We start from the raw sequence: 25,815 nt of genomic DNA, 5'->3' as shown, positions 1-25,815 counted from the left end.
GCCTAGCGCCCGGTGCCGACGATTCGGTTCCACTCTTTGGCGAAGGACGGACGATCCTTCTCGAAGTCGTTCCAGTCTGCGGGAGAGAGCAGCTTCATCTTGCTGAGCGGAACGGTGTCGGCCCCACCCGGCGGCGGCACGTCAGCACGCGGCGAATGCAGCAGCAGCGCTTCGGCCAGCGCCTTCTGTCCGACCGGCGAGAGGAACCAGTCCATGAACAGCTCGGCGGCGTTGGGATGCGGCGCTTGGTCGACGATGCCGTAGGTTTCGGGCACGGCCGGCACGCCGGTGTCCGGGAAGACGAAGGCGAGCGGCGCGCCCTTGGCCTTGAACTCGATGTAGCCCGAATACTGCGCGCCCATGATGATCTTGTCCTGACCGTCGACCAGGCGGCCGTACTGCTGGACGTAGGAGTCGAAAGCACGCGGCTTCTGCTCGCCGAACTGCTTGAAGTAGCCCTCGCCCAGGATCGGCTTCAGCATGTACCAGACGCCGTGCTGGAGACCCGAGTTGGAGACCTTGACGTTGATCGCGTCCTTCCACTTCGGATTGAGCAGGTCTTCCCACTTCTTGGGCGCCTCGGCGGCCGGCACGTTGTTCGGATTGTAGGCGATGCCGGCCATGATGACCGAGCCCCAGGTCCAGAAGCCTTCCGGCTGGCTCTTCGCCTCCTTGGGGAAGAACTGCATCTCCGGCGAGATGTACTGGCGGAAGCCGCCCTTGCGCTGGAAATCCAGGATCATGCCCATGTCGGAGATCTGGATGACGTCGACGAGGTAAGACTTGGCCTGGCGCTCCGAGAGCACCTTGGCGTAGAGCGCGCCGGCCTGCAGGCGGACGTAGCTCGTCTTGATCTCGGGGAAGAGCTTGTTGAAGGCGGCCAGCAGCTTGACCTGGCCCTGCTCGGGATCGGTCGAGTAGAGCGTGAAGGCGCCTTCGGCCTTGGCCTTGGCCACGTCAGCGCAACTCTTGAAGCCCTCCATCTGGACCGGCTTTTCGCACAGCTTGGCATTCTGGGCTTGCGCGAGTCCCGACCAGCCGATGGCGCAAACGGCCATACCCATGACAGCCAACAGCCTCATGACGTTCTCCCTCCTATGATTTGGAGGCGACCCTAAAGGCGAGCGACAATCGATTCAATCGTTGTGTAGCCAGAGCGATGAGGCGCGGCACTGCTCCCCGGCCAGCAGTGCGCTATAAGCTCCCGCGATGTCCGGAAGAATTCTCGCTCTTGCAGGCGGCGTCGGTGGCGCCAAGCTGGCGCTCGGCCTCTCGCAGGTCCTGCCGTCCGACGCGCTGACGGTCGCGGTCAACACGGCCGACGATTTCGAGCATCTCGGCTTCAGCATCTCGCCCGACCTCGACACGGTGATGTACACGCTGGCCGGCGTCGCCAATCCCGAGACCGGGTGGGGCCGGCAGGGCGAGAGCTGGACCGTGATGGAAGCGCTCGGCGCGGTCGGCGGCGAAACCTGGTTCCGCCTCGGCGACAAGGATCTCGCCACCCACATCGAGCGCACCCGCCGGCTGCGCGCCGGCGAGAGCCTGTCGTCGGTGATGCGCGATCTCGCCGCGCGCCTCGGCGTGAAGCCTGCCATGGTGCCGATGTCGGACGATCCGGTGCGCACGATGGTCGCGACGGATCAAGGCGAGCTTGCGTTCCAGGACTGGTTCGTCCGCCTGCAGTGCGCGCCGGCGGTGAAGTCCGTTCGCTTCGCCGGCGCGGACACGGCACGGCCGCATTGTGCCCTCCTCGATCTCGGCGGCCTGCGCGGCATCGTCGTCTGTCCGTCCAACCCCTTCGTCAGCGTGGCGCCGATCCTTGCGCTGCCCGGCGTACGAGCGGCGCTCGAGCAAGCCAAGGCGCCGAGGGTAGCCGTCACACCCATCGTCGGCGGCCAGGCGATCAAGGGCCCAGCCGCGAAGATGCTGGCCGAGCTCGGCCACGATGTCTCGGCATTGGGCGTGGCGCGCTATTATAGGGGATGGGTCGACGGCTTCGTGCTCGATGCCCAGGATGCCGCCCTCGTTGCGGACATCGCCGCACTGGGCATGCGGGTAAAGGTCTCCGACACCATGATGCGAAACGACGCCGACAAGAAGCGCCTGGCGGCAGAAGTGCTCGATTTCGTGGACGAACTCGCCATCTCTGGGCAACACTCCTGACGCCATGCTCGCTGCCGTCGTTCCGATGAAATCCATGGACCTCGCCAAGAGCCGCCTGTCCGGCATGCTCGACGCGGGCGGCCGACGCGCGCTCGCGCGCCAGATGTTCGAGCACGTTCTGGCGACGCTGCGCGAGGCGGGCCTCGAAGCGGTCCATGTCGCCAGCGGCGACCAGGGCACGGGCGATCTCAATGCCGACGTCGCCGCTGCCGCACGCCGCGTGCAGGACGAGGGCGCCACGGAGCTGCTGCTGGTGATGGCCGACCTGCCATACCTCACGGCCGCCGATATCGCCGCCCTGATCGAAGCCGGCCGCAAGAGCCCTGTCGTCATTGCCGAAGCCAAGGACGGCGGCACCAACGCCCTGCTCCTGCGGCCTCCGACCGCGCTCCCGTTCGCCTTCACGACCGGCCGGCCGAGCGCCGCGTTCCATGCAGACCACGCGCGCAACGCGGGTATTGAGCCCATTTTCATTCGCCGTCCGGGCCTTGCGCGCGACATCGATACGCCGGACGATCTGAAAGTTCTTGTTTCCGATCACCCTGCGTACCAGGTCTTTCGCCATGTCGCCTGATTTCCTCTCCCGCGATCTCGCTTCGCTGATGCGCGAGGCCGCGGCCGTGCGCGACGCGGCGTTCGGCGATCGCATCACCTTCTCCAAGAAGGTGTTCATTCCGCTGACGCATCTCTGTCGCGACACCTGCGGCTACTGCACCTTCGTGCATCCGCCGCGGCGCGGTGAGGCGGCCTATCTCACGCCCGAGCAGGTGCTCGACATCGCGCGCGCGGGGCAGGCGGCCGGCTGCGCCGAAGCGCTGTTCACCTTGGGCGACAAGCCCGAGCTCAAGTGGAAGCCCGCCGCCGAGTCGCTGGCGGCGATGGGCCATGCGACGACGCTCGACTATCTCGCGGCGATGGGCGCGCTGGTCTTCAAGGAGACCGGCCTGCTGCCGCATTTCAATCCCGGCCTGATGGACGCGGCCGATCTCGCCAAGCTGCGCAAGTCGTCGGTCTCGATGGGCATCATGCTCGAAAGCACGGCCGAGCGACTAGGCGAGCGCGGCGGCGCCCACTATGGCGCGCCGGACAAGGTGCCGGCGCTGCGCCTCGCCACGCTCGAGGCGGCGGGCAAGGCGAAGGTGCCGTTCACCTCGGGCATCCTGATCGGCATCGGCGAGACGCGCGCGGAGCGGATCGAGGCGATGCTCGCGCTGCGCGACCTGCATCGCGCGCACGGCCATCTGCAGGAAGTCATCATCCAGAACTTCAAGGCCAAGCCCGACACGCGCATGGCAGACGCGCCCGAGCCCTCGTTCGACGAGCTTCTGTGGACCATCGCCGTCGCGCGCCTGATCTTCGGCGACACGCTGTCGGTCCAGGCGCCGCCCAACCTGCAGGAGCCGGGCTACGGCCGCCTCATCGAAGCCGGCATCGATGACTGGGGCGGCGTCTCGCCCGTCACGCCCGATCACGTCAATCCCGAGCGGCCCTGGCCGCAGCTCGACGCGCTCGCCGCCGAGAGCGCGCGTTACGGCAAGGTGCTGACGGAGCGGCTCGCGGTCTATCCGCGCTACATCCACGACAAGGCCTGGATCGATCCGGCGCTGCGTCCGCGCGTCCTGGCCATGAGCTCGGCGAGCGGTCTGCGGCGCGACAACGACTGGCGGCCCGGCCTGGTCCTGGCGATGCCGGCCGAGGATGTGGCGACGCTCGCCACGCCGTCGGTCCGTCCGAGCGCCAGCCTGGCGCCGATCCTCGATCGCGCGGTACGCGGCGACGATCTCGGCGAAGGTGACATCGTGCGGCTGTTCGAGGCGCGCGGTCCGGACTTCGCCGCGGTCGCGCAAGCGGCCGATGCGCTGCGCAAGGAGATGGTGGGCGACACGATCTCCTACGCCGTCGTGCGCAACATCAACTACACCAACATCTGCTACTTCCGCTGCGGCTTCTGCGCCTTCTCCAAGGGCAAGCTCGCGGCCAACCTGCGCGGCTCGCCCTACGACCTCACCACGCAGGAGATCGTGCGGCGCGCGAGCGAGGCGTGGGACCGCGGCGCCACCGAAGTCTGCATGCAGGGCGGCATCCATCCCGAATACACCGGCCAGCATTACCTCGATGTCTGCCGCGCCGTGCGCGAGGCGATCCCGGGAATGCACATCCATGCCTTCTCGCCGCTCGAGGTCTGGCACGGCGCCACCACGCTCGGCCTCTCGCTGTCGGAATACCTGACGCAGCTGCGCGACGCGGGCCTCGGCAGCCTGCCCGGCACCGCGGCCGAGGTGCTCGACGACGAGGTGCGCGACATCCTCTGTCCCGACAAGGTTTCGACCGACCAATGGCTCGAGATCATGCGCGCCGCGCACGGCGTCGGCCTGAGGTCGACTGCGACGATCATGTTCGGCCATGTCGACAGGCCAGAGCATTGGGCACGCCATCTGCTGCGCGTCCGTAATCTCCAGAAGGACACAGGCGGCTTCACCGAGCTGGTGCCGCTGCCCTTCGTCGCCGCCGAGGCGCCGATTGCGCTGAAAGGTCAGGCGCGCATGGGCCCGACCTTCCGGGAGTCGGTGCTGATGCATTCGATCGGCCGGCTGGCACTCCACCCGCACATCAAGAACATCCAGACCTCCTGGGTGAAGATGGGCATCGAAGGCGCGAAGCATTGCCTGCAGGCCGGCGCCAACGATCTCGGGGGCACGCTGATGAACGAGTCGATCACCCGTGCCGCCGGCGCCGAGCACGGCGAGGAGCTGCCGCCCGACGCGATGGAAAGCCTGATCGCAAGCCTCGGCCGCACCTCGCGCATCCGCACGACGCTCTACGGCGAGGCCGACCGGGAGCGCCACGACGCCGCCCACGCCGCCAAGGCGCTGGAGCCGATCCAGCTCGAGGTCGCCGAGCGCTGGACCGGCTCGCTTAGCGAGAGCGAGAAGCGCCGCGTCCTGCCGAAGCCCAGAGCCGTCGCCCGCGCCCGTTGAGTCTTGCCATCTTCTTCCGGACCGCGGCGTCTCGCTCGCTCATGCTCATGAGCGAGCGGGACGCTCGCGGTCCGGAAGAGCATGAGAAAACGTCGGAGTCTTTGCTGGGAGCGCGGCTCTCCAGAGCCGCTCTTCTTCGGATTGCTATAACCCCATGAGCGGCTCTGGAGAGCCGCGCTCCCAGCGGTCCTATGAGGTAGCGCCGCCGACGGCGCGGGAGACGCGTTGGGCGGCTTCGACGACCAGGGGGGTGACGGTCTGCAGCGTCTGGCTGGCGTCGAGGTATTTCGGGAAGGCGACGCTGAGCGCCGCGAGGACCTTGCCGGTGCGGTCGCGGATCGGGGCGCCGACGGAGAGAACGCCGCGGATGTTCTCCTCGGCGACGGTCGCGAAGCCCTGTTTGCGGACCTTGGCGAGCGACGCCACGACCGCAACCGGGTCGGTGATCGTGTGCGGCGTGATCGCGGCGAGCTTGCCGTGGCCCAGCAGCTTGCGCGCCTCGGCATCACTGAGTGCCGCCAAAAGGACCTTGCCGGCAGCGGTGCTGTGCAGCGGCATCTCGCTGCCCGGCGCCACCTTGATCGCCACCGGCCCCTCGGCTTGCACCGCCAGCAGATAAACCGCGCGGCCGCCGTGCAGCACCGAGATGAAGCCGTTCAGGCTCTGGCCGCGTGCCAGAAGCTCGAGCTCGCGGCGCGCTGTGCCGATGTAGTCGGAGCCGTGCTTGCTGTTGGCGCCCAGCGCCAGCGCCCGATAGCCGAGACGATAGCGCGCGGTCTCGGCATTACGGTCGACATAGCCGCGCCGGGCAAGCGAGGTCACCATGCGCTGCACGATTGTCGGGCTGAGCTCCAGCCGGCGGGCGATCTCGCGCACGCCGATATCGCCGCCCTCGGCCTCGACGACCTCGAGCACGTCGAGGCCGCGCTCGAGCGATTGCGATCCCGACGCAGCCTTGGGCGTGCGCGGCATCGGTCGCGGGCTACTTGACCTCGACGAGATCGGCCAGCGTCACCTTCCGGTTCAGCACGGTGTGCAGGGCGACCCAATGGCCGGCCTGGTTGTACTCGTCGAACTTCACGGTCTTGCCCATCACGTTGGTGAAGGTCATCGCCTTGATCGCGTCCTTGATCTTGGTGCCGTCGGTGCTGCCCGCGTCCTTGATCGCCTGCGCCAGCACGCGGATGCAGTCATAGCCGGCCCACGTCTGCAGGTACGGCTCGGCCTTGTATTTCGCCTTGATCTTCTCGGCGAAGGCCTTGTTCGACGGTGCATCGGCAAACGGGCTGTACTGCCAGGCGCTGATCGACTTCTCGAGTCCACCGGCCTCGATGATCGGCATGTTGCGGCCGCCGAGCTCGATGCGGCCGGTGAAGGGGATGCGCACGCCGATCTGCATCGCCTGGCGCAGGAAGTTGAGGGAGTCGCCGCCCAGCTGGAAGGTGGCAATGGCGTCCGGCCGGCGCTGCTGCAGGCGGGTCAGGATGCTGGTGAAGTCGGGCGTGTTCTGCGGATGGATGTCGGTCGAGACGACCTCGAGGCCGGCCTTCGTGACAACGGCGGCCTTGAAGGCGTCGGCGCCGCCGCGGCCGAAGTCCGAATCCTCGGCGACGATCGCCACCGTCTTGAACGGCTTCTTCTCGGCGAGATAGATGCCGAGCGCCTGCATCATGCCCGCGTCGGACGCGCTGATGCGGAAGGCATAGTCGTTGCCGCCCTTGCCCGACAGAGTGGTGATCTGCGGGTTGGACGCGATGCCGGTGATCATCGGAATCTTGGCGTCCTGGATGATCTTCATGCTGGCGAGATGACCCGAGCTGCAGTGCGCGCCCTCGATCGCCACGACCTTGGCCTCGACCAGCTTGTTGGCGACGTTGACCGCCTCGGACGGGTTGCACTTGTTGTCCATGACGAGGACTTCGAGCTTGCGGCCGAGCACGCCGCCGTTGGCATTGATCTCCTCGATCGCGAGATTGACGCCCCATAGCTCCCATTCCGCAGCCACCGCCGCCGGTCCGGTCTGGGCCGTCGACACGCCGATCACGATCGGCTGCGCCACTGCGGGCGCGGCGCCCAGAACGGCCGCGGCGACCCCCGCCATCACCCAGGATTTGACCCCCATCATCGTCTCCCTTGCCTGTTCCTGATATCGGTACATCGTTTCGATGGTTGAACGCTCGCAAGACCTTCGCTAGGTGTCAATGCGGAATGGCTTGGGTGGAATGGTTTTGGGCACTGGTCCGGTAATTGCAATGCGGCGCGGATAATGACCATCGATGCGGTCTACCTCCTTCAGCTCACCCTGAACGGCCTTGCGCTCGGCCTGCTCTATGCGCTGATCGCCGTCGGCCTGTCGCTGATCTTCGGCGTGATGGAGATCATCAACTTCGCGCATGGCGAGCTGTTGATGCTGGGCGCCTTCGCCATGTGCTTCGCCCTGCCGGTCATGGGCCTGCTCTACTGGCCGGCCATGGCGGTCGCGATCCTCGCCACCATGCTGGTCGGCTTCGTGGTCTACGAGCTGCTGCTGGTGCGCCTGAAGCCCGACGAGTTCGAGCGCAGCATCCTGGTCACGCTCGGCCTGTCGATCATCATCATCCACGTGATGCAGTACGTCTTCACGGCAACGCCGCGCATGGTGGATTCGCAGTACGGCTTCGACGGCGTGGAGATCGGCGCGATCCGCATCACCTGGACGCGCGTGATCGGCGCAGGCTCGGCGCTGGTCGCCTTCGCCGGCCTCTATCTCGTGCTGCGCTACACCCAGTTCGGCCGCGCGATGCGGGCTATTGCCCAGAACCGCGATGCCGCGCTGATGGTCGGCATCCGGCCGCGCGTCGTGGCGCGCAACGCCGTCATCCTGGCTGCCGGGCTGTGCGGGCTGGCCGGCGCGGCGATCTCGCCGATCCAGCTGGTCACGCCCTACATGGGCCAGTTCATGATCTTTAAGGCCTTCGCCCTGGTGATCATCGGCGGGCTGGGCAACATCCCCGGCGCGGTCGCGGCGGCCATCGCGCTCGGCCTGATCGAGAGCTGGATCGGCGGCTTCTTCGAGATCGTCTGGCAGGAAGCGGCGGTGTTCGTGGTCATGGTCGTGGCGCTGTTCCTGCGACCAGAGGGGCTGTTCAAGCGCGGCGGGATGAGGGTCGGATGAAGCTTGCCGTCGCCCTCCCTCTCGCGCTGATCGCGGCGCTGGCGTTCGGCGCGCTGCCGCTGCTCACCGCCTCGAACTACATCGTGGGCGTGGCCCTGTCGGCGCTGATCTTCACCGTCGCGGCCGCGGCGCTCAATCTCGTCTACGGTTTCACCGGCCTGCTCTCCTTCGCCCAGCTCGGTTTCTGGGGCATCGGTGGCTATGCCACGGCGCTCACCGTCATGACGTTCGGCGGCAATTTCTGGATGGGCGTGGTCTATGCCGGGCTCATCAACGCCGCGGTGGCGCTGGTGATCGGCTTCCCGATCCTGCGTACCAACCGCCACGCGTTCGTGATCTCGACCCTCACCTTCGCCCTGCTGGTGGCGCTGATCGCGCGCGACTGGGTCAGCCTGACGCGCGGGCCGCTCGGCATCCCCAACCTGCCTGCACCGGAGGCCTTCGGGGTCATCTTCAACACGACGGCCAAGTTCTACTGGATCGCCTGGGCCTTCTCCGTCGTGATGCTCGGCTTCCTCTACGCGCTGTGCAGCTCGCGCATCGGCCGCACCCTGATCGCAATCAAGCAGAACGAGCCGCTGGTCCGCGCGCAGGGCATCTCGCCGATGCCCTACAAGCTCGCCTCCTTCGCCATCAGCGCGGCCATCACCGGCATGGCGGGCGGCGTGTTCACTTTCAATCTCCGGGTGATCGATCCGCTGTTCCTCGATTTCTATTACATGCAGACCTTCCTGATCATCGTGATCATCGGCGGGGCAGGCAGCTTCTGGGGCGTGGTCGTCGCCGGTATCGCCTTGTCGGCCCTGCCCGAGGTGCTGCGTTTCTCCGCCGATTTCCGCATGATCATCTACGGCGTGATCCTGGTGGTGGCGATGTTCGCCATGCCATCCGGCGTCGCGGGCTGGCTGCGCGAGCGGCAGGTCGCGCGCATGCGCCAGGCCCTCCAATGAGGGCTCTCCAATGAGCGCGATCCTCAGCGTCGCCGACCTGCGCAAGGCCTACTCCGGCGTGCATGCGCTCGACGGCGTGTCGTTCGAGGTCGAGGCCGGCAGCATCACCGGCCTGATCGGCCCCAACGGCTCGGGCAAGAGCACGGCGATCGACTGCATCTCCGGCTTCCAGAAGCTCGACGGCGGCAAGGTCGTGCTCGCCGGCAACGACATCACCGGCAAGGTCGCCCATCACATTGCCCGCGCCGGGCTCATGCGCACCTTCCAGACGGTGCGGATCTATGAGCGCCTCAGCCTGCGCGACAATCTCGCCATCGCCGCGCAGCAGTTCGATCCCGCCACCTGGGTCGATGAATTTTTCCGGACCCGCCGCTATCGTGATGCGGTCGAGGCGTCGGAGAAGCGCGCCAACGCCCTGGTCGACCTCATTGGCCTGCGCAAATACTACGAGATCGAGACCGGCATCCTGTCCTACGGCCAGAAGAAGCTGGTGGCGCTGGCCGCCGCGCTGATGCCGCATCCGAAGATCGTCGTGCTCGACGAGCCTGTCGCCGGCGTCAATCCGAGCCGCATCCGCGAGATCGAGGTCGCGCTGCAGCAGCTCAACCGTGCCGGCGAAACCTTCCTGATCGTCGAGCACAATGTCGAGTTCATCACCACCCTCTGCCACCGGGTGATCGTGCTCGAGCAGGGCCGCAAGCTGGCTGAAGGCACCGCCGCCGAGATCCACAAGGATTCGCGCGTGCTCGAAGCCTATCTCGGCATGACGCCGGAAATGGCCGAGGCAGAGATGCGGGGTGCCGCATGACCGGTTCGCTGGGAGCGCGGCTCTCCAGAGCCGCTCATGCGGTGCGGCAAGCCCAAGAAAGAGCGGCTCTGGAGAGCCGCGCTCCCGGCACATGACCCAGCCAGCGCTCGAGCTCGTCTCCGTCACCGCGGGGTACGGCGACAATCCGATCGTGCGCGAGTTCTCCGCGCGCCTGCAGCCCGGCAGCATCACGACGCTGATCGGCGGCAACGGCGCCGGCAAGTCGACGCTGCTGCGCGCGATCTACGGCACCAACCGGTTCTTCTCCGGCCAGGTCGTCTTCAAGGGCCAGCCGATCGAGCGCCTGCCGCCGTGGGAGCGATTGAAGCGGGGCGTCGGCTTCGTGCCGCAAGGCCGCTGCAACTTTCCGGCCATGAGCGTTGAGGAGAACCTCCAGATGGGCTGCTACACGCTGCCCGGCGCGAAGCACGCGGCGGCAATCGGGCGAGTCACCGGCCTGTTCCCGATGCTGCGCCAGAAGTGGCGCACCGAGGCCGGCAATCTCTCGGGCGGCGAGCAGCAGATCCTCGAAATGGCGATGGTCCTATTGGTCGAGCCCAGCCTGCTGCTGCTCGACGAACCTTCGCTCGGCCTGTCACCGCGCATGCAGGGCGATGTCTTCACCACGGTGCAGAAGATCGCGGCAACAGGAGTCACAGTGCTGGTCGTGGAGCAGAATGTGCGCGGTGCGCTGCTGATCTCCGACCGGGCGCTGGTGATGGAACAGGGACGACTCTTCATGGAAGGCCCGGCGGCCGAGGTGCGCACCGATCCGCGCATCCGCCAAGCCTATCTGGGCGGCAACATCCAGCACACGGCGGCATAGGATTCATGGAAAAAGCACGTTTGGCGGTCGATATCGGTGGCACCTTCACCGACCTGTTCCTCGAATGGGACGGCAAGCGCTCGAGCGCGAAGGTGCTGACCACGCCGCGCGCGCCCGAGGAAGGCGTGATGACCGGCATGGCCGAGATCCTGAAGCTGTCCGGCGCCACACCCGCCGACCTCGGGCTGATCATCCACGGCACGACGCTCGCCACCAACGCGATCATCGAGCGCAAGGGCGCGAAAACGGCGCTGGTCGTCACCGAAGGCTTCCGCGATTCGATCGAGATCGCGTTCGAGCACCGCTTCGAGCAGTACGACATATTCATGATGAAGCCGTCGCCGCTGGTGGCGCGCGAGTTGCGCTTCGGCATCCCCGAGCGGATGGACGGTCGCGGCAATATCCTGATCCCACTCGATGAGGACGCGGTTCGCACGCTGGCGCCGAAGCTGAAGGCCCAGGGCATCGAGGCGATCGCGATCGGCTACATGCACGCCTATCTCGACGGCAAGCACGAGCGGCGCACGCGCGACATCCTGGCCGAGACCCTGCCCGGCGTGTCGTTCTCGCTGTCGAGCGAGGTCTCGCCCGAGATCCGCGAGTACGAGCGCTGGTCGACCGCCGCCGCCAACGCCTACGTCCAGCCGGTGATGGACCGCTATCTCGGCCGGCTCGACGAGGCGTTGCGCAAGCTCGGCGTCGCTTGCCCGCTGTTCATGATGACCTCGGGCGGCGGCCTCGCGGCGCTCGAGACGGCACGCAAGTTCCCGATCCGGCTCGTCGAGTCCGGTCCTGCCGGCGGCGCGATCCTCGCCGCCGCGCTCGCCCGCCGCTGCGGTCTCGACAAGGTGCTGAGCTTCGACATGGGCGGCACGACGGCCAAGATCTGCCTGATCGACAATGGCGAGCCGCAGCATTCGCGCACCTTCGAGGTCGCGCGCCAGTATCGATTCCTGAAGGGCAGCGGCCTGCCGCTGCGCATCCCGGTGATCGAGATGGTCGAGATCGGTGCCGGCGGCGGCTCGATCGCCTCCGTCGATTCACTGAGCCGCGTGAATGTCGGGCCCGAGAGCGCGGGTGCCGAGCCCGGCCCGGCGAGCTACGGCCGCGGCGGCACCAAGCCGACCGTCACCGACGCCGACGTCGTGCTGGGTCGGATCGATCCGGGCTACTTCGCCGGCGGCAGCATCAAGCTCTCGCCCGAGAAAGCCGGCGTCGCCGTCGACGAGGCGGTCGGCAAACCGCTTGGCCTCGCCCGTCTCGACGCCGCGTTCGGCGTGAGCGAGATCGTCGAGGAGAACATGGCGAATGCCGCCCGGGTTCATGCCGTCGAGCGCGGCAAGGAATTGCAGAACCGCACCATGATCGCCTTCGGCGGCGCCGCCCCGATCCATGCCGCGCGGCTGGCCGAAAAGCTCGGTATCAGCCGCGTCATGGTGCCGAGCGGCGCGGGCGTGGGCTCGGCGGTCGGTTTCCTGATGGCACCGGTGGCCTACGAGGTCGTGCGCAGCCGCTATGTCCAGCTCGACGAGGACAAGTTCGATCCGGCGTTCGTGAACAAGCTGTTCGCCGAGATGCATGCCGAGGCCGAGGCTGTCGTGAAGGCTGGCGCGCCCAACGCAAAGCTGATCGAGGTCCGCACGGCCGACATGCGCTATCGCGGCCAGGGCCACGAGATCACCGTCGATCTGCCGGCCGGCGAGTTCACGGCCGCCTCTCGTGCCAAGCTGATCGAGCTCTACGAGACCGGCTATGCCGCGACCTTCGGCCGGACGATTCCGGGCCTCGGCGTCGAGATCATGAACTGGACCCTGCGGCTCGCGGCCGAGCAGCAGCCGGTGGCCAAGGCGCCGCCGCAGCCGGCCGACATCCCGTCCAAGGCGCGCGGCAGCCGCCCGGTCTACGATCCGGCCGGTCAGGACATGAAGGACGTGTCGGTCTATCATCGCGCCGACCTTGTGATCGGCAGTTGCGTGCCCGGCCCGGCGATCATCGCCGAGGACGAGACCACGACCATCGTGCCGAAGAGCTTTACCGCGCGGCTCACCCCGATCGGTGCCCTCCTGTTGGAAAAGGTGGAAACATGAGCATCAACGATCCGCTGTCGCCCATTCGCCTGCAACTGATGTGGGACCGCCTGATCGCGGTCGTCGAGGAGCAGGCGCTGGCGCTGATGCGCACCGGCTTCTCGACCTCGACGCGCGAGGCGGGCGACCTCAGCGCCGGCGTGTTCGACCTCGACGGCGCGATGCTGGCGCAGGCGGTGACCGGCACGCCCGGCCACATCAACTCGATGGCCCGCGCGGTCTACCACTTCCTCGACCGCTTCCCGGCACACACGATGAAGGAAGGCGATATCTTCCTGACCAACGACCCGTGGAAGGGCACCGGGCATCTGCACGATTTCACCTTCGTCACGCCGACCTTCCGGCGCGGCAAGATGGTCGCGCTGTTCGCCTCGACCTGCCACGTGGTCGATATCGGCGGCCGCGGCATGGGCGCCGACGCCCGCCAAGTCTATGAGGAAGGCCTCTATATCCCGCTGATGCACTTCGCCCGCGAAGGCAAGGTCGACCAGACGCTGACCGACATCGTCGCCGCCAACGTGCGCGAGCCCGTCCAAGTGGTGGGCGACCTCTACTCGCTGGCGACCTGCAACGAGATCGGCTGCCGCCGCCTGATCGAGATGATGGACGAATTCGCCATCGACGATCTCGACCGGCTGGGCAAGCACATCCTGGAGAAGTCCAAGCAGGCCTCGCTCGAGCAGATCCGCAAGATCCCGTTCGGCGACTACAAGTTCTCGATGACGGTCGACGGCTACGACAAGCCGATCGATCTGGTCGCGACGATGACGATCGGAGATACGGGCATCGACGTGTCCTTCGACGGCACTTCGGGCGTGTCGGCCTACGGCATCAACGTGCCGGTCTGCTACACCGAGGCCTATGCCAGCTTTGGCGTGAAGTGCATCGTGGCGCCCAAGGTGCCGAACAACGAGGGCTCGCTGTCGGTGATCCGCATCACCGCGCCGGAAGGCTCGATCCTGAATGCGAAGCATCCTGCACCGGTCGCCGCACGCCACGTCACCGGCCAGATGCTGCCCGACGTGATGTTCGGCTGCCTGCACCAGGCGCTGAAGGGCGGCGTGCCGGCCGAAGGCGCCTCGTGCCTGTGGAACCTCTCGGCGCTGGGCGGACCCGGGCGTGCCGACGGCGATCCGGCCGAGACGGTCAACGCCAAGGTGTTCACGATCATGAGCTTCCATGCCGGCGGCACCGGCGCGCGGCCCGGGCGTGATGGTCTCTCGGCCACCGCCTTCCCGAGCGGCGTGCGCAACGTGCCGATCGAGGTCAACGAGACGATCTCGCCGATCGTGGTGTGGAAGAAGGAATATCGCCAGGATTCGGGCGGTGCCGGCGAGTTCCGCGGCGGCCTCGGCCAGATCATGGAAGTCGGCACGCTCGACGACGCGCCCTTCGCCATCGCTGCGTATTACGACCGCATCGACCACCCGCCGCGCGGTCGCGACGGCGGCCAGAACGGCATGGCCGGCCGGGTCGCGCTCGAATCGGGTCACAAGCTGCGCGGCATGGGCCAGCAGACCGTGCCGAAAGGCGAGAAGCTGATCATCTCGATGCCGGGCGGCGGCGGGCTGGGCAATCCGCGCAAGCGGCCGACGACGGTGGTGGCAGAGGACGTCCGCCAGGGCTTCATCTCGTCCGACGCCGCGCGCCGCGACTACGGCGTGGCGGTCAACGACGACGGCTCGGTCGACGAGACCGAAACCGCGAAGCTGCGCGCGGTCGCGGCGGAATAGTGCTGGGAGCGCGGCTCTCCAGAGCCGCTCTTCTTCACTTTGCAATACCCCATGAGCGGCTCTGGAGAGCCGCGCTCCCAGCACAAGACGGAGACGACGATGCGTGTGAGTGCCGGCCTGCCGACCGGGATGGAAGGACTGACCTATCCGATCCCGTTTTCCGATCCGGAGAACGTGATCAAAATCGCCCAGGCGGCCGAGAAATTCGGCTACGACTCGGTCTGGGGCAACGATCACATGACGACCCAGAACTACGTGCGCGCCGAGTTCCCGGTGCCGCCGCGCTTCTGGGAGCCGCTGGTCACCTACGCCTTCGTGCTGTCGGAGACGAAGACGATCAAGGTCGGGACTGGCATCCTGGTGCTGCCGATGCGCCACGACATCGTCGTCGCCGCCAAGCAGATCGTCACGCTGGATCACTTTGGCAAGGGCCGGCTCGAGCTGGGCATCGGCATCGGCGCCTATCGCGAGGAGTTCAAGGCGCTGCAGCCCGACGCCAAGATCGATCGCGGCGACATCGTCGACGAGGGACTGCAGGCGCTCAACCTGCTGTTCAAGGAGAGGGTCGCGAGCTTCGAGGGGCAATACTACAAGTTCAAGGACGTCGAGCTCTTCCCCAAGCCGTTCCAGAAGAAGCTGCCGATCTACGTCAGCGGCAACCACGCCAACAACATCGAGCGCGCGGTGAAGTGGGCCGACGGCTGGCTGCCGGCCGGCATGCATGTCGACCGCATCCGCGCGGGCGTAAAGAGCCTGCGCGAGCAGGCCGACAAGGCCGGGCGCGACTGGAAGGAGATCGAGGTCTGCCCGCAGTTCGTGGTCCATGTCGGCAAGACTCGCGAGAAGGCGCTCGAAAGCTTCCGCAAGAGCCAGATGAACAAGCACCTGGTCTCGCTGCAGAAGTCGACCCTCAAGGGCCAGGGCGCCGCGACGCACGAGGAGATCAATCTGATCGGCACGCCAGCCGAGGTGATCGACAAGGCGCTGGCCTTCAAGGAGGCGGGCGTCACCCACCTGCTCGGCCTCTACTTCGCCGCCAACTCCGTGCCGGAGCTGCTCGACCAGATGCAACTCTTCGCCGAAGAGGTCATGCCGAAGGTGAAGTGAGCGCCTTCGCGATAGCCTCGATCTCGTCGACCGCCTGGCGCAGCGACATGCCGGGCGGGCGCGGGGTGAAGATCAGGTGGTCCATGGCGAGGCGAGGCTGCCATTGGGAGAGCTTGGCGGCGATCTCCTCCGGCGTGCCGAGCAACCAGCGGTCCTGCATGAAATCCTCGGACATGAAGTGGGGATGGTCCGAGGTGAGCGGCTTGCGCTCCTTCGTTTCCTTGTCGATGTAGGTCAAGCCAATGCGCTCGGGCTTGTACTGGACGCGATAGACCTCGTCGATGAACGGCTGGTGCCGCTTGATGGCGTCGGCCGGGGAGTCGCCGACAAGGATCTCGCGCATCACCGCGCGCGGCAGTCGGCCCGCCTCCTGACGCGCGGCTTCCTCGTCGAACGACTTGAACTGGTATTCGACCAGGCCCCACTCCGCGAGCGGCGCAACGAGGAAACCGGCGCGACGGCGGACGGCGCGGGCGCGCGCCTTGGGATGGGCGGCGCCAATCCACAGCGGCGGCCGGCCGGGCTTCACCGGCGGCGGGCGCAGCAGGCCGCTCTTCACGCCGTAGATCTTGCCGGCGTAGTCGAATGCCTCGCCCGTCCAGGCGCGCTCGAGAACGTCGAGCGATTCCTCGAAGGCACGCGTACGCGTCGTGTAGTTCCAGCCGAACTGGTCGAACTCCGCCGGGCGATAGCCCTGGCCCAGCCCGATCTCGACCCGGCCGCCGGAGAGGTTGTCGATCACCGACAGGTCCTCGGCCATGCGCATCGGATGGCCGTGCAGCGGCGCCAGCGCGACCGCCTGGCCGACCCGGCAGTTCGGCGCAGCGACGGCGAGCGCGGCGCAGGCCACGACCGGCGACGGGCAATAGCCGTCGGCCTCGCCGTGATGCTCGCTCGCCCAGACCGAGTGATAGCCCAGCCGGCTCGCTTCGGCGGCAAGCTCCAGCGCCTCGCGGTAGGCCTTGTCGTAGGGCTCGCCCAGGCCGCGATGAGCCTGGAAGCTGAAGGAGATGCCGAGCTTGGGAGATGCGGTCATGGTCGTCTCTTCGCTGGGAGCGCGGCTCTCCAGAGCCGCTCTTTTTCGGCTTGCCACATCCCATGAGCGGCTCTGGAGAGCCGCGCTCCCAGCTACATGAATGCCTTGGCGATGCGACCCCAGTCCTCGATCGCGGCTTCGTGGCCGGGGATGAGCTGGATGGTGAACTGGGAATAGCCCGCATCGCGCAATGCAGCGATCCGCGACTTGATCTCCGCCTCGCTCGCGGTGAACGAGGTCTCGGCGATCATCTTGGCGGTGACGAACTTCTTCTCCTGCTCCTTCACGAACATCAGATGCCCACGATGGTTCTCGAGATAGGGCGCGTCCTTGGGCTCGAAGCCGCGCGCGTATTCGACATAGCCTTCGATCTCGGGCGTGGAGAGCATGGCGACGCCGGGCTTCAGCCCGGCCAGCGCCTCGTCGGCGGCGCGGTGCAGCATCACCGCCGCGCGCGGCCCGGCCTGCGCCATGGCACGCGGCGAGTCGGCCGGCTCGCCGTCCTTCAGCACGCAGCCCAGCGCGAAGGCCGTCGTGTAGAGGTCGGACATCGCATGTCCGGCATCGCGCCAGGCCGCCTGCATCGCCTGCACTTCCTTCACACCGTTCTCGACCTTGCCGACGAAGTCGATCCAGCCCGCCTTGAACTTGGCGGTCAACGCCCGCGTGCGCGGCCCGAAGGCCGAGAAGTGCAGCGCGATCGGATCGGTCGTGTTGAACACCGGCAGCTCGGGATTGAGGAAGCGGATTTTCCGTGTCTGCCCCTCCATCTCGAACGCGACCGTCTCGCGGCGCAGCAGGCCATAGACCTGATGCACATAGGTCTCCATGTCCTTGACCTTGATGGCGCCGAAGCCCATCGCGCGCCGCGCGGTGAAGCCGGTACCGACGCCGAAGTCGACCCGGCCCGGCGCGAGCTGGTTGAGGCTCGCCAGCGCATTGGCCGTGACCGGCGCGATGCGGTTGGACGGCACCAGCACGCCGGTGCCGAGCCGGATCTTCTTCGTATGAACGGCCGCGGCGCCCATCGCGACGAAGCAGTCGGCGCTCAACATCTGCGTGTCGTAGAACCAGGCGTGGCTGAAGCCGAGTTCTTCCGCGCGCTGCACGACCTTCCAGCAGTCCGCCCAGGTCGGGATCGCGATTCCGAAATCCATTTCTTGTTTCCTCCGCTTCTTGCCCTGTTCGATCAAACGTCGGCCAGGGTTTCGATGATCTTGTCGCGCGCGGCCATGTTGCCCTCCTCGTGGACCGGCTGCAGGCAGACGTGCGTTGCGCCGGCGTCGAAGTGCGCGCGCAGGCCGCGGCGCACCGTGTCGGCGTCGCCCCACAGGCACATTGCATCGATGAACCGGTCGCTGCCGCCGTTGGCGAGCTCGGCCTCGGTGAAGCCCTCGCGCAGCCAGTTGTTGCGGTAGTTCGGCAGCACCATGTAGCGCGCCAGCTCCTTGCGCCCGAGCGCGCGGGCCTTTGCCGGGTCGGTCTCGATCGTCACCTTCTGCTCGACCGCGAGGATCTTGTCCGGCCCGAGGATCTTCTTGGCGATGGCCGTGTGCCTGGGCGTGACGTTGTAGGGCACGGCGCCCATCGTCTTCCGGGCGGCGAGCTCGAGCATCTTCGGGCCGAGCGCCGCCACCACCACCGGTGCCGCCGTGCCCGTCGGCAGGCCCTTGTGCACGCCGTCGAGATAGGCGCTCATCGTGCCGATCGGCTTGTCGTAGGTCTGGCCGCGCAGCCCTTCGACCATCGGCTTGTGGCTGACGCCGAGCCCCAGGATGAAGCGGTCGCCGTAGAACTCGTTCAGGAACAGCATGCCCTGACGGGCGCTCCAGGGATCGCGCGCGTAGATGTTGGCGATCGAGCTGCCGACCATGAGCTTCTCGCTCTTGCACAGCAGATGGCTGGCCAGCGCCATCGATTCGTGACCGCGGCCCTCGGGATACCAGTACGCCGAGTAGCCATTTCGCTCCACGACGCGAACCAGCTCCCCGACCTGCGTGGCGTTGCATTTGTCGGCCGAATACCACACGCCCAACCGTCCCAGCTTCATGATGCGCCCTCCGTTGGATTGTGTGTAGCATAGGACCATGCAAATCGGAGTCATCGGCCTCGGCCGCATGGGCGGTAATATCGTGCGGCGGCTTGCCAAGGCGGGCCATTCCAGCGTCGTCTACGACGCCAATCCGGCGCCCGGAGCGGCGCTGGCGAAGGAAGGCGCGACAGCGGTTCCTTCCCTTCAATCGCTCGTCGAAACGCTGCAAGCGCCACGCACCGTCTGGGTGATGCTGCCCGCCGGCAAGATCACCGAAGACACGATCGCGACGCTCGCGAACCTGATGAAGCCGGGTGACACGATCATCGACGGCGGTAACACAAACTTCAAAGACGACGTGCGGCGCGCCCGCGAGCTGAAGCCCAGGGGCATCCACTATCTCGACGTGGGCACATCGGGTGGCGTGTGGGGCCTGCAGCGCGGCTACTGCCTGATGATCGGCGGCGATACCGAGACGGTGCAGCGCCTCGATCCGATCTTCTCGACGCTTGCGCCGGGCATCGGCGACATCGAGCGGACCGGCGGCCGAGAGGCGCTCGATCCACGCGCCGAGCGCGGTTACATCCACGCCGGCCCGGCCGGCGCCGGCCATTTCGTGAAGATGATCCATAACGGCATCGAGTACGGCATGATGCAGGCCTTCGCCGAGGGCTTCGACATCATGAAGCATCGCGCCTCCGACAAGCTTCCGGCCGACGAGCGCTTCGACCTCAACCTCGCCGACATCGCCGAAGTCTGGCGCCGCGGCAGCGTAGTGACCTCCTGGCTGCTCGACCTCACGGCCGCGGCGCTTGCCCAGGACGGCCAGCTCGAGGCGTTCTCGGGCAATGTCGAGGATTCTGGCGAGGGCCGCTGGACCATCGAGGCCGCGATCGAGGAAGCGGTGCCGGCCGACGTGCTGGCCGCATCGCTGTTCGTGCGCTTCCGCTCGCGCCAGCAGCACACGTTCGCGGAAAAGGTCCTGTCGGCGATGCGGCTCGGTTTCGGTGGCCACGTCGAGCCACCCAAGAAATAACGGAGGATACGACGATGAAGGTTGGCGTTTTCTATTTCCCGACGGATTACGGCATCAACATCGCGGAGCTGGCAACGGCGCTGGAGGACCGCGGTTTCGACTCGCTCTTCGTGCCCGAGCACACCCACATCCCGCTCAGCCGCAAGTCGCCCTTCCCCGGCGGCGGCGAGTTGCCCAAGCGTTACTCGCACACCCACGATCCGTTCGTCGGTCTCGCCTTCGCCGCAGCGGCGACCAAGAAGCTCAAGGTCGGCACCGGCATCCTGCTGGTCCCGCAGCATGAGCCGATCGCGACCGCCAAGGCGATCGCGAGCCTCGACCAGCTTTCGGGCGGCCGCTTCGTCTTCGGCATCGGCGCCGGCTGGAACGAGGACGAGATGAACAATCATGGCGTCCAGTTTGCCGATCGCTTCAATCAGATGGGCGACTACGTGAAGGCCATGAAGGCGATCTGGACCCAGGAAGAGGCTGGCTACCACGGCAAGTTCGCGAAGTTCGATCCGATCTGGTCCTATCCCAAGCCGCACCAGAAGCCGCATCCGCCGATCCTGCTGGGCGGCGAGAGCGACCACACCTTGCGCCGCGTGGTCGACTATTGCGACGGCTGGTTCCCGCGCACCCGCAAGGGCTTTGACGCCAAGGAGTCGATCGCTCGCCTGCACAAGGCGGCCGAGCAGAAGGGCCGCGATCCCAAGACGCTCAGTGTCACCGTGTTCGGTGCGCCGCCCAAGGAAGACGTGCTGGCCGGCTATGCCAAGGCCGGCATCGACGGCGCCCTGATCGGCATCAACGACGACAGCCCGGACGACATCCTGCGGTATCTCGACAAGATCGCGCCGCTGGCCAAGGCGTACGCGTGAGCGTCGCCGTCGGCGTCGGCCTGCTGGATTTCCCGTTCGCGGGGGCCGGCGACTATTGGCGCTGGGTCGATATGTGCGAAGCCGGCGGCGTCGATTCGATCTGGCAGACCGACCGGCTGGTGAGCCGCACGCCGATCCTCGAATGCATGGCGACGATGGCGGCCCTGGCCGGCCGCACCCGCCGCCTGCGCTTTGGCATGAACGTGGTGTCGCTGGCGCTGCGCGATCCGGTGCTGCTGGCCAAGCAGTGCGCGACCATCGACGTGCTGTCGGAAGGCCGGCTGCTGCCGGCCTTCGGCATCGGCAGCCCGCAGGGTCCGGAATGGGCGGCACTCGACATCGACACGAAGACACGCGGCCGGCGGACCGACGAGAGCCTCGAGATCATCGCCCGGCTGTGGCGCGAGGAGAGCGTCGATTTCGCCGGCAAGTATTATCGCCTGAACGGCGCGTCGATCCTGCCGAAGCCGGTGCAGCCCGACCTGCCGATGTGGATCGGCGGCTCGTCCGACGCCGCGGTGAAGCGCACGGCGAAGTACGGCACCGGCTGGCAGGGCGGCGGTGAGACGATGGAAGACGCGATCCGCGTCGTTGCCGAGATCAAGAAGGCTTTGCCCGGAGCCGGCCGCACCATCGACGAGGATCACTATGGCGCGAGCTTTCCGTTCTATTTCGGCTCGCCGAGCGATGCCGTGGTCGGCAAGGCGATGGAGGCCTACGCCAAGCGCACGGGCCGCGATCCGAGCCGGCAGTTTGCCGTGGGCGATGCCGGCACCATCCTCGATCGCGTCGGCGAATACGTGACGGGCGGAATCCACAAGTTCATCCTGCGCCCTGTCGGCACGGGCGAGGCGGTGATCGCGCAGACCAGGATGCTGATCGAAAAGGTGCTGCCGCACGTCGGCACGCGATGGCCAAAGCCCGCGAAGGCTGCCTGATCCCGTCGTCTCGACCGGAGCGAAGCGAAGCGGAGAGACCTTCTCTCCATAGGCACGGTCATGATCGCGGAGAGAAGGCCCATCGGCTGCGCTCGGGGCGACGGAAAGATTCTGGAGGAACGCTATAATGAAAATCGGCGTCGCGATGTTCTTCACCGACTACTCGATGACACCGCAGGAGCTGGCGGTCGAAGCCGAGGCCCGCGGCTTCGATTCGGTCTGGTCACCCGAGCACAGCCACATTCCGCTGTCGCGCGAATCGGCCTTTCCGAGCGGCGGCGACCTGCCGAAGAAATACTACGACGCAATGGACCCGTTCGTGGCGCTGATGGCGGCAGCGGCGGTGACCAAGACCATCCAGGTTGGCACCGGCGTCTGCCTCGTGGTGCAGCGCGATCCGATCCAGACGGCGAAGCTCGTCGCCTCGATCGACCAGCTGTCGAACGGGCGTTTCCTGTTCGGCGTCGGCAACGGCTGGAACAAGGATGAGATGCGCAACCATGGCACGGTCTTCGAGACCCGGCACAAGCTCGCCCGCGAGCGCATCGAGGCGATGAAGGTGATCTGGGCGAAGTCGAAGCCCGAGTACCACGGCGAAATGGTCAACTTCGATCCCATGATGACCTGGCCAAAACCGGCCCAGAAGCCGCATCCACCGATCCTGGTCGGCGGCGCCTTCCCGTACGGCGCGCGACGTGCCATCCGCTACGGCGACGGCTGGATGCCGCATCGCGCGCGGCCGCACTATCCGAACGTGCGCGACTTCCTGCCCGAATTCCGCAAGATGGCAGCCGCCGAGAACCGCGACCTGCCGGTGACCATCTGGGGAGCGAAGGACGAGGACATGCTGAAGCAGGACCGCGACGCGGGCGTCGTGCGCGTCATCGTCAGTCTTGATTCGGCGAAATCGGACGTGATCCTTCCCGAACTCGACCGCTGGGCAAAGCTCGCCGAGAAAGTGGTGTAGTTCTCCGTCGTCCCGAGCGAAGCCGAGGGACCTGTTCATGCAACGTCTGCCGGGATGAACAGGTCCCTCGACTTCGCTCGGGACGACGAATTCTATCTGAAAAGATCTTCCGTCGCCGGACGCACCAGCTCCGACGCCGGGTTGGCCGGCGCCTTCCAGGTGAGGCCGCGCACCAGCACAACCGGCTGCGCTTCGTCCCCCTGCCCCATCACCAGTGATGCCGCCGCGGCGATCTCGTCGGCGAAGGCGCTGATGCTGACCTGCAGGATGCGGCCAAACAGGTCGGGATTGCCGCGCAGATCGAGCATCGACGGCAGACCGGCCGCACCGATCGCCACGCCGGTCGTGCCGCGCCGCCACGGACGGCCGAAGCTGTCGATGATCAGCAGCGCCGTCGCGCCGATCGCGGCGCGCAACGCTTCGGCGCTGGCGTCCGGATCGACCGGCAGCAGCAGCGCGCGCTCGACGCCGTCCTGGGGCGCGACGTTCGACTGGTCGATACCGGCATTGGCCATCACGAAGCCGCGCTTGTGCTCGACGATCAGCACGTTCGGACGCGAGCGCACAACCCTTACCGATTCCGACAGGATGAGCTCGACCAGCCGCGGGTCCTTCTGGACCTCGGCGCCCAGCTCGATCGCGCGCTGAGACGGCGTGACGGTCGCGATCTCGACCATCCGGCCCTCGGCCTTGGACACGATCTTCTGCGCCAGCACCAGCACGTCGCCGGGACGCAACGCCAGCTCGCCCGTCAGCCGCTCCCTGATCAGCGCTGCCAGATCGTCACCGGCCTTCACCATCGGCAGGCCGGGAACGGCCAGCAGCTCGACCTTCTGCATCAGCCGAACTTCTTGCGCATCCGGGGCGCGACCTGCTCGGAGAACAGCTTGAGGAAACGCTCCTGGTCCGGCCCGGGCGCATGGAACACGAGGTGCTTGAAGCCCAGCCCGACATAGCCGCCGACTTTCTCCACGACCTCGTCCGGATCGTTCGACACGATCCAGCGGCTGGCGGCCCGTTCGACGGGCAGCGCATCGGCGAGCCGCTGCATCTCGACCGGATCCTCGACCGACATCTTCTCCTCGGGCGTGAGCGCGAGCGCCGCCCAGTGGCGCGTGTCGTCGAGCGCGCGCGCCTTGTCGGTGTCGTAGGACACCTTGATCTCGATCATGTTGTCATACGGCAGCTTCTTGGGCTCGACGGCCTTGGAGATGCCCTCAGCGACGCTCGGCATCAGCGTCTCGGTGTAGAGGTCCCATTTCTTGCCGCTGGTGCAGATGAAGCCGTCGCCGGTGCGACCGGCATAGCGCGCCACGACGGCGCCCGCGGCGGCGACATAGATCGGGATCTCCTGGTCGGGCCGGTCGTAGATCGTGGCCTTCTCGGTCTTGTAGTATTCGCCCTCGAAAGTGACCCGCTCCTCGCGCCACAGCTGGCGGATCAGGGTCACTGCCTCGCGCATGCGAGCAAAGCGCTCCTTGAACTCGGGCCACGGCGCGCCGGTCGACGGCACCTCGTTCAGCCCCTCGCCGGTGCCGATGCCCAGGATCACGCGGCCCGGGCACATCGCGCCCAGGGTGCCAAAGGCCTGCGCCACGATCGACGGGTGATAGCGGAAGGTCGGCGTCAACACGCTGGTGCCGAGAATCAACCTCGTGGTCCGCGCGCCGACCGCACCCAGCCACACGAGTGACGAGGGCGCGTGCCCGTCGACGTGCTTCCACGGCTGGAAGTGATCGCTGACAAATGCCGAGTCTAGCCCGACCTGCTCCGCCATGACGGCGAAGTCCAGGAGCTTCGAGGGCGCGAACTGTTCGGCCGATGCCTTGTATCCGAGCTTGAGCACGGTGCTGTTCCTTATCCTGATAGGCGGCGATTCCTAGCACATGGGGGCAGGAGGTCCACGCCAGATGCCATGACGCACTTGCTGGGAGCGCGGCTCCCCAGAGCCGCTCTTCCGTCGGGCTGCCCTATCCCATGAGCGGCTCTGGAGAGCCGCGCTCCCAGCACATGATCAGAGATCGACGAACTCCTCGCCGGCAAGGTAGTCGGCCGCGAAAGCCCGTGAGGCGCGAATATCGTCGGCTTCAAGCGTCGGATGATCGGCAAGGATTTCCTGCACCATCATGTCCGCGCCGAGCTTTCGCAGCACCAATTCGACGGTGATGCGCGTCCCGCGGATTACCGGCCTTCCGCCCATAATCTTGGGGTTCATCTCGATCCGCCCGTGCTTCATCCTTCCAGCTTAGCGCGGAATGTCATTTCAAACCTCGTCTATCGCACAACGGCTCCGGTGGTTTGACTCGCCTCAGCCCGGTTGCAACCATCCGCGGCAATAAGGAGGGACGCGTATGGCCGGTGTGAACTGGACGGACTCCACCATCGAGGCGGCCGGCACGAAGGTCCATGTGTCGCGCGCCGGGCGGGGACGTCCCCTTCTGGTCCTGCATCATGAGACCGGCACGCTGGACCGGCTGCCTTTCTACGACGCCCTCGCCGCGCAGTACGACGTGCTGGTGCCGCACCATCCCGGGTACAGCCGCTCGCCGCGGCCCGACTGGATGCGCAGCGTGCGCGACATCGCCGTCGTCTATCGCGGGCTGCTGAGCGAACTGAAGGTCGCCAAGCCGGCTCTGGTCGGGCTGGGCTTCGGCGGCTGGATCGCAGCCGAGATGGCCGGCATGGCGCCGGCCGATCTTTCGCATCTGGTGCTGGTCGGCGCGATGGGCATCAAGCCGCCGCAGGGCGACATCCTCGATCTCGCGATCACCGGTTACATGGATTACGCGCGCGCCGGCTTCCACGACCAGAAGGTGTTCGACAAGGTTTACGGCGCGGAGCCGCCGATCGACCAGCTCGAGATGTGGGACATCTGCCGCGAGATGAGCTTCCGCATCGCCTGGAAGCCCTACATGTACAGCCAGACCCTCCCTCACCTGCTGGGCTCGGTGCGCGTGCCGGCGCTGGTCGTCTGGGGCGACGACGACAAGGTCGTGCCGCAGAGCGCCAGCGAGCGCTATCTCGCGGCACTGCCCAATGCCAAGCTCGAGGTCGTCAAAGCCTGCGGTCACTGCGTCGACATGGAGCAGCCCGAGGCGCTCGCCAAGCTCGTTACAACCTTCATCGGTCGGGAGTAG

The 25,815-nt window shown here is 66.8% G+C and carries 24 protein-coding genes; 15 read left to right on the top strand and 9 right to left on the bottom strand.

What is annotated here, in order from left to right; translation table 11 throughout:
• Positions 1–2: 2 nt before the first annotated feature.
• Positions 3–1,082 carry an ABC transporter substrate-binding protein gene (locus ACQY8M_RS10115; RefSeq protein ID WP_428671454.1) on the bottom strand — a complete coding sequence of 360 codons (1,080 nt, stop codon included), beginning with the start codon at positions 1,080–1,082 and terminating at the stop codon, positions 3–5.
• Between the two features lie 127 nt (positions 1,083–1,209).
• Between ACQY8M_RS10115 and cofD the strand changes: the two genes are divergently transcribed.
• The 3 genes from cofD (at position 1,210) to cofH (ending at position 5,144) form a co-directional block, all read left to right on the top strand.
• Positions 1,210–2,166 carry a 2-phospho-L-lactate transferase gene (cofD, locus tag ACQY8M_RS10110; protein WP_428671452.1) on the top strand — a complete coding sequence of 319 codons (957 nt, stop codon included), beginning with the start codon at positions 1,210–1,212 and terminating at the stop codon, positions 2,164–2,166.
• A gap of 64 nt (positions 2,167–2,230) precedes the next feature.
• Positions 2,231–2,740 (top strand): DUF2064 domain-containing protein, encoded by a 510-nt coding sequence (locus ACQY8M_RS10105; RefSeq protein ID WP_428671450.1) that lies wholly within the window; start codon positions 2,231–2,233, stop codon positions 2,738–2,740.
• On the top strand, positions 2,730–5,144 hold the full coding sequence (cofH, locus tag ACQY8M_RS10100; protein ID WP_428671448.1) for a 5-amino-6-(D-ribitylamino)uracil--L-tyrosine 4-hydroxyphenyl transferase CofH: 2,415 nt from the start codon (positions 2,730–2,732) through the stop codon (positions 5,142–5,144). The genes ACQY8M_RS10105 and cofH overlap by 11 nt, the downstream gene beginning before the upstream one ends.
• A 189-nt stretch (positions 5,145–5,333) precedes the next feature.
• Here the strand turns inward: cofH and ACQY8M_RS10095 are convergent, their stop codons facing one another.
• Positions 5,334–6,116 (bottom strand): IclR family transcriptional regulator, encoded by a 783-nt coding sequence (locus ACQY8M_RS10095; protein WP_428671446.1) that lies wholly within the window; start codon positions 6,114–6,116, stop codon positions 5,334–5,336.
• Positions 6,117–6,126: 10 nt separating this feature from the next.
• Complete coding sequence (locus tag ACQY8M_RS10090; RefSeq protein ID WP_428671444.1) at positions 6,127–7,266, bottom strand: ABC transporter substrate-binding protein; 1,140 nt, start codon at positions 7,264–7,266, stop codon at positions 6,127–6,129.
• 144 nt (positions 7,267–7,410) lie between these two features.
• Between ACQY8M_RS10090 and ACQY8M_RS10085 the strand changes: the two genes are divergently transcribed.
• The 7 genes from ACQY8M_RS10085 (at position 7,411) to ACQY8M_RS10055 (ending at position 15,809) form a co-directional block, all read left to right on the top strand.
• On the top strand, positions 7,411–8,298 hold the full coding sequence (locus ACQY8M_RS10085; protein ID WP_428671442.1) for a branched-chain amino acid ABC transporter permease: 888 nt from the start codon (positions 7,411–7,413) through the stop codon (positions 8,296–8,298).
• Positions 8,295–9,248, top strand: a complete 954-nt coding sequence (locus tag ACQY8M_RS10080) for a branched-chain amino acid ABC transporter permease (RefSeq protein WP_428671440.1) — start codon at positions 8,295–8,297, stop codon at positions 9,246–9,248. The genes ACQY8M_RS10085 and ACQY8M_RS10080 overlap by 4 nt, the downstream gene beginning before the upstream one ends.
• A gap of 10 nt (positions 9,249–9,258) precedes the next feature.
• Positions 9,259–10,056, top strand: a complete 798-nt coding sequence (locus ACQY8M_RS10075) for an ABC transporter ATP-binding protein (protein WP_428671438.1) — start codon at positions 9,259–9,261, stop codon at positions 10,054–10,056.
• 91 nt (positions 10,057–10,147) lie between these two features.
• A complete protein-coding gene (locus tag ACQY8M_RS10070) occupies positions 10,148–10,882 on the top strand; it encodes an ABC transporter ATP-binding protein (RefSeq protein WP_428671436.1) in 735 nt (244 codons plus the stop codon).
• 5 nt (positions 10,883–10,887) lie between these two features.
• Positions 10,888–12,969, top strand: coding sequence for a hydantoinase/oxoprolinase family protein (locus tag ACQY8M_RS10065; protein WP_428671434.1), 2,082 nt, complete (start codon positions 10,888–10,890; stop codon positions 12,967–12,969).
• Positions 12,966–14,702: a hydantoinase B/oxoprolinase family protein gene (locus ACQY8M_RS10060; RefSeq protein WP_428671432.1), complete on the top strand. Its 1,737-nt coding sequence runs from the start codon at positions 12,966–12,968 to the stop codon at positions 14,700–14,702. Before ACQY8M_RS10065 ends, ACQY8M_RS10060 begins: the two co-directional genes overlap by 4 nt.
• 99 nt (positions 14,703–14,801) lie before the next feature.
• Positions 14,802–15,809: an LLM class flavin-dependent oxidoreductase gene (locus ACQY8M_RS10055; RefSeq protein ID WP_428671430.1), complete on the top strand. Its 1,008-nt coding sequence runs from the start codon at positions 14,802–14,804 to the stop codon at positions 15,807–15,809.
• On the opposite strand, the gene ACQY8M_RS10050 is transcribed toward ACQY8M_RS10055, so the two are convergent.
• From ACQY8M_RS10050 to ACQY8M_RS10040, 3 genes are all read right to left on the bottom strand, one after another.
• On the bottom strand, positions 15,790–16,845 hold the full coding sequence (locus tag ACQY8M_RS10050) for an LLM class flavin-dependent oxidoreductase (protein ID WP_428671428.1): 1,056 nt from the start codon (positions 16,843–16,845) through the stop codon (positions 15,790–15,792). The two genes, ACQY8M_RS10055 and ACQY8M_RS10050, sit on opposite strands and share 20 nt — an antisense overlap.
• 92 nt (positions 16,846–16,937) lie before the next feature.
• Positions 16,938–18,002, bottom strand: a complete 1,065-nt coding sequence (locus ACQY8M_RS10045; RefSeq protein WP_428671426.1) for an LLM class flavin-dependent oxidoreductase — start codon at positions 18,000–18,002, stop codon at positions 16,938–16,940.
• 32 nt (positions 18,003–18,034) lie between these two features.
• Positions 18,035–18,895 (bottom strand): TIGR03620 family F420-dependent LLM class oxidoreductase, encoded by an 861-nt coding sequence (locus tag ACQY8M_RS10040; RefSeq protein ID WP_428671424.1) that lies wholly within the window; start codon positions 18,893–18,895, stop codon positions 18,035–18,037.
• Between the two features lie 37 nt (positions 18,896–18,932).
• Here ACQY8M_RS10040 and gnd point away from each other — a divergent pair, with 37 nt between their 5' ends.
• The 4 genes from gnd to ACQY8M_RS10020 all read left to right on the top strand — a co-directional run bounded on the left by gnd (position 18,933) and on the right by ACQY8M_RS10020 (position 22,678).
• The gene (gene gnd / locus ACQY8M_RS10035; RefSeq protein ID WP_428671422.1) at positions 18,933–19,913 is read left to right on the top strand and encodes a phosphogluconate dehydrogenase (NAD(+)-dependent, decarboxylating); all 981 of its coding nucleotides are present in this window, start codon (positions 18,933–18,935) and stop codon (positions 19,911–19,913) included.
• A 14-nt stretch (positions 19,914–19,927) separates the two neighbouring features.
• Positions 19,928–20,773, top strand: a complete 846-nt coding sequence (locus tag ACQY8M_RS10030) for an LLM class F420-dependent oxidoreductase (protein WP_428671420.1) — start codon at positions 19,928–19,930, stop codon at positions 20,771–20,773.
• Positions 20,770–21,711, top strand: a complete 942-nt coding sequence (locus tag ACQY8M_RS10025; RefSeq protein WP_428671418.1) for an LLM class flavin-dependent oxidoreductase — start codon at positions 20,770–20,772, stop codon at positions 21,709–21,711. The genes ACQY8M_RS10030 and ACQY8M_RS10025 overlap by 4 nt, the downstream gene beginning before the upstream one ends.
• A 127-nt stretch (positions 21,712–21,838) precedes the next feature.
• Positions 21,839–22,678 carry an LLM class F420-dependent oxidoreductase gene (locus ACQY8M_RS10020; protein ID WP_428671416.1) on the top strand — a complete coding sequence of 280 codons (840 nt, stop codon included), beginning with the start codon at positions 21,839–21,841 and terminating at the stop codon, positions 22,676–22,678.
• 92 nt (positions 22,679–22,770) lie between these two features.
• Here ACQY8M_RS10020 and cofE read toward each other — a convergent pair whose 3' ends face one another.
• The 3 genes from cofE to ACQY8M_RS10005 all read right to left on the bottom strand — a co-directional run bounded on the left by cofE (position 22,771) and on the right by ACQY8M_RS10005 (position 24,893).
• Entirely contained in the window at positions 22,771–23,517 is a 747-nt protein-coding gene (gene cofE, locus ACQY8M_RS10015) for a coenzyme F420-0:L-glutamate ligase (protein ID WP_428671414.1), read from the bottom strand.
• On the bottom strand, positions 23,517–24,524 hold the full coding sequence (gene fgd / locus ACQY8M_RS10010) for a glucose-6-phosphate dehydrogenase (coenzyme-F420) (RefSeq protein ID WP_428671412.1): 1,008 nt from the start codon (positions 24,522–24,524) through the stop codon (positions 23,517–23,519). Before fgd ends, cofE begins: the two co-directional genes overlap by 1 nt.
• Positions 24,525–24,692: 168 nt before the next feature.
• Positions 24,693–24,893 (bottom strand): DUF433 domain-containing protein, encoded by a 201-nt coding sequence (locus ACQY8M_RS10005; RefSeq protein ID WP_428671410.1) that lies wholly within the window; start codon positions 24,891–24,893, stop codon positions 24,693–24,695.
• A 136-nt stretch (positions 24,894–25,029) separates the two neighbouring features.
• On the opposite strand from ACQY8M_RS10005, the gene ACQY8M_RS10000 reads away from it, so the two are divergent.
• Positions 25,030–25,815: an alpha/beta fold hydrolase gene (locus ACQY8M_RS10000; protein ID WP_428671408.1), complete on the top strand. Its 786-nt coding sequence runs from the start codon at positions 25,030–25,032 to the stop codon at positions 25,813–25,815.

It is taken from the genome of Reyranella sp. (assembly GCF_965279465.1).
In the GTDB taxonomy this organism is placed as follows: Bacteria; Pseudomonadota; Alphaproteobacteria; order Reyranellales; family Reyranellaceae; genus Reyranella.
This window is presented reverse-complemented; position numbering and strand designations above follow the sequence as displayed.